Genomic DNA, 715 nt, shown 5'->3' with positions numbered 1-715 from the left:
CCGACGAGCCAGGTGTTCGGCGGCACTGTGGCGAAATCCTGGTCGAGGGCGTCCGGCACCTCGCCGAGGTTGAGCAGGCGATCCTCGAGCGCGAAGGGCTGGCCGCCCGTGAGATGCCGGCAGCGGAGCGCCAGGATCGGCACGCGCTTGGCGATGCCGAGGCGGCCGCAATCGTCCGCCGTCGCCAGCCGCCTGTGCTTCGCCAAGAGCTCGTAGCCGTATTCCTCGCCCCGCCGCTCGATCTCGGCCCGCATGTCGGGGATCTGCAGCACCGCCGACTGGACCCGCGGGCGTGAGACGAAGCTGCCCGCCTTCCGCCGGCGCTCGATCAGGCCGGCGTTCGCGAGGGCCGAGAGCACCTTGTTGATCGTCATCCGCGAGCAGCCGTACGTCTCGGTGAGCTCGACCTCCGACGGCAGGCGGTAGCCCGGCGGCCAGCGGCCGGACAGGATGTTGCCCTCGATCTCGCTGCGGATGCGCTGATAGAGCGGTTGCCCGGCGCTAGTCTGGCCCTGTTCGCTGGCCTGGCCCTGTTCGCCGGCCTGGTCCTGTTCGGCGGAAACGGTCATGAAGTGAGCAATCTCTCCAGCGTGCGTCGGAACCGGCGCGCGATCGCGTCCGCGTCCCGGTGGCGGCCGTGCTCGACGACCTTCCCGCCCCGCATCCATACGCAGTCCACGAGGCCGCGTCCACCGGCGAAGATCCACGCGTCGAG

At 70.5% G+C, this 715-nt stretch carries 1 protein-coding gene; it reads right to left on the bottom strand.

The window, feature by feature from the left end; all coding sequences use genetic code 11:
* Positions 1 to 569 (bottom strand): GntR family transcriptional regulator (locus IEY58_RS34150; RefSeq protein WP_189052660.1); only part of this gene is annotated, 569 nt, incomplete at its 3' end.
* Positions 570 to 715 lie beyond the last annotated feature (146 nt).

The organism is Aliidongia dinghuensis (assembly GCF_014643535.1).
Taxonomy (GTDB): domain Bacteria; phylum Pseudomonadota; class Alphaproteobacteria; order ATCC43930; family CGMCC-115725; genus Aliidongia; species Aliidongia dinghuensis.
Note: the sequence above shows the minus strand (reverse complement) of the source record. Positions and strands in the feature narration are given on the sequence as shown.